This window comes from Bradyrhizobium sp. JYMT SZCCT0428, assembly GCF_018131075.1.
GTDB lineage: Bacteria > Pseudomonadota > Alphaproteobacteria > Rhizobiales > Xanthobacteraceae > Bradyrhizobium.
Genome location: NZ_JAFCLS010000144.1, coordinates 1 through 2,879 on the forward strand (window position 1 = coordinate 1; position 2,879 = coordinate 2,879).

Annotated in this window: 2 protein-coding genes; one reads left to right on the plus strand and one right to left on the minus strand. The window is 54.7% G+C overall.

Going from position 1 to position 2,879, the window contains the following annotated elements:
* Positions 1-94 precede the first annotated feature (94 nt).
* Positions 95-433, plus strand: coding sequence for a hypothetical protein (locus tag JQ575_RS43980; protein ID WP_212039364.1), 339 nt, complete (start codon positions 95-97; stop codon positions 431-433).
* Here JQ575_RS43980 and JQ575_RS43985 read toward each other — a convergent pair.
* The gene (locus JQ575_RS43985) at positions 415-2,232 is read right to left on the minus strand and encodes a PAS domain S-box protein (protein ID WP_212039365.1); all 1,818 of its coding nucleotides are present in this window, start codon (positions 2,230-2,232) and stop codon (positions 415-417) included. The two genes, JQ575_RS43980 and JQ575_RS43985, sit on opposite strands and share 19 nt — an antisense overlap.
* Positions 2,233-2,879 lie beyond the last annotated feature (647 nt).

Here is a 2,879-nt window from a genome sequence, read left to right on the forward strand (position 1 = left end):
GCATCAAACTGGCCCCTAAAGCGAGCAACAGGACAGCATGATCTTACTAAGCCTTGCTTCGCGGGGCCAGTAGCGGACTACTGCTTGGATACGGATGGCAAGCAAGGCGCTCGCGGGACGCCTTGAAGAAGCACGGGCGGCTGTTGACCGCCTTCTTCAGCTGAACCCCGCGGTGCGGATTTCCAATCTCAAGGAACCGTGGCCGCTCATGGTCCAATTTGGCTTGTCGCCAGACGAGCAAAACTGCGAGTCCATGCTTTTTGGAATTTGCCTGAGTGATCCCAATAAAAAAGCTGCGCGAGGTTTTTTTGGAAGAGCGGACCTCGTCAAGGCGAGCGCGGGCTTCTTCGCGAAAAGCGCACTAAAGGTCCTCGGTAGAGAGACGTTTCTCAGTTTTGATAATTCCAATGTCGCTCATTTTGTTGCAGCGTAAGGAATGGGAAGGGCTATCGAGCAGCGAAGCCCTATCGAGTCAAATTGGACGGTTACTTGTCCGTCAAGATCTTCAGCTAAGGTGCGTTCGAGAAGCGTAGATCCAAAACCGCGTCGTGTCGGCACAGAAACCGGAGGTCCACCCGTTTCAGACCAGAGTATGTGGACTTGCGGCTTCGCACCGTGTATTCGCGTCCATTCAAGATGGACCTGGCCGTCATTGGTAGAAAGCGCTCCGTATTTCCTCGCATTCGTACACAGCTCATGAAAAGCCATCGCAAGAGAAACGGCTTGTTTCGGCGACAGTAAAATCATCGGTCCCGCGAGGAATATTTGACCTGCTGTTGCGCCCTTCGAGTCGAGGGTTAGCTCAGCAAGCTCCGCCAACGAGGCGTTCTCCCAACTTGCATGCGTGAGCAGATCATGCGCCTGCCCCAGTGCAACCAGCCGTCCTTCAAAGGCACGCCGCGCCAAGACTGGGTCGACGTTCTTATTGAAGGTTTGATGTGCAATCGCTTGAACCACTGATAGGGTGTTCTTGACGCGATGGTTGAGTTCGTCCACGAGTAGCTCCCGAGCCTTCTCAGCTTCCTGCCGCTCGGTGACGTCAACATTTGCTCCGATCATTCCCAAGAACTCGCCAAGCGGGGAGAAGCGTGGATGCGCTCGTGCTTCGAGTGTGCGATAGCGTCCTTTCGCATCGAGGTAACGAGCTTTCAGCGACACCGTACTCTGCTTTTCTATAGCGGACGCGACTTCATCGACCACGATGGCTTTGTCTTCAGGATGCAGCGTGCTGCTCCACTCGAATGCCGGAACCTCCTTTTCGGAAACGCCCCAGAATTCGCGAAGCATCTGATTGAGATGAACGCAGTTACCCTTCTCGTCACTGATCCAAATCATCACAGGTGCGTTCTCGGCCATTAGCCGAAAACGTTCTTCGGACGCGCGAAGTTCGATCTCAGCCTGCTTCGCTGCAGAGATGTCGTGTGCTACGCCGATAAATCCTATGTGATGCCCATGCTCATCGAACCTGGGCCGGGAGACGGCGTTTACCCATCGCCAATCGCCATTTCCCCGAGCGATTCGTATTTGTACTGAAAAGGGGTTGGCGGAGGCAGAAGTGGAGTTCGGTACCAGTGTCCGCAATTGCTCGGGCTCTGCTAATTGGGCAGCGTCGTCCGGGTGCACACGGCTGCGCCAATCGAGCTTTAGCGCCTCGTCGTGGCTGAGTGCGAAGAATTCAGAATAGGCTTGATTCACGAAGGAGCGTTCGCCGTTGAGCTGAGTAACCCACATTGGAATAGGTGCACTATTAGCTATTGACCGAAATCGCTCCTCGCTCTCCCTCAGAATCCGTTCCGCAAGTTTCGAGTCCGTCACATCGAAATGCGCGCCAATTAAGCGAACGGGCAGACCATCCGAATCACGTTCTATTTGAGCCGCAACGCGTACCCATCGCGTCTGACCGTCACTTGGCCTAACGATGCGGTATTCCGCCGAGTAGAGTTGGGTCGCACCGGCCAAAGCATCTAGAAATTGCTGTTCTGTCCGTGTCCGATCTTCCGGATGTATACGCGCAACCCAACTCTCATGAGACTCATTAGTGGCTGTTGGGGGGAGGCCGTGGATCGCTAGGTATTCTGGAGACCTCCGATTGCGATATCCGTCCCTCAGGTCAACTTCAACTCCACCAATGCCAGCAATCCGATGAATGAGAGCGAGCTCCGACTCCCGCGCCTGAAGCTTGCGGATCAGCTCATTTACGTCCTGGTCGGCGTCTATTACGAATACACTCAACTATAAGCCTCAATAGCCATCCCTAGCAGAATCACAGAGCTTGGCCTATCAACTAAAACATCGGCCAGGGTTGACGGTTCCATCGGTACGCTTAGAGTAGCTTAGGGCCCGTGATAGAAGCGGTAGTGCGTCGGTTCGCGGAGTCGTGGGCATGACTCCTGACTGCGAAAAGGACCCTATGGCAGTCACTGTTCGCATCAGCGCAAACGCTGCTGCCGATAAAGCTCGCCTACTGGAAAGCTCCGGTTGGCAAGTTCATATTACGGCCTTAGCTGGGCGCCAGTTCGGGGTTTCAGACTTTCATCTATCAATCATCGGGAGCATGCTTACCTAGCTCGTTCCTCCGAGTCTGGAGCGTCAGGAACCTATAAATTCAGTCAATCGTTCTCAAGGGCGAGAAGCCTGCCGGTCTACCTTGGTGCATGGGGTTGAGCCAAACCAATCATTGGGGGCGGCGCTTCGAAGCTGGCGCTGGAGCCAGTTTAGACACGAGCGCCAATCCGGTGCGAGGGCACTGGGTTGGGTCCGGCTAGCCACCCCAACTAAAGAGTCACATCCAAGCCGAAGTCCTGCTTGGCCAAGCGTTTGAATTCATCATCAGTAGCTCCGCCAAAAGCAACAATTTCCTCGTCCGTCTTGCTGGCGCG

Excerpts from the sequence above, each read along its gene's own strand:
- JQ575_RS43980 (WP_212039364.1), top strand. The coding sequence starts at position 95 with ATGGCAAGCAAGGCGCTCGCGGGACGCCTTGAAGAAGCACGGGCGGCT.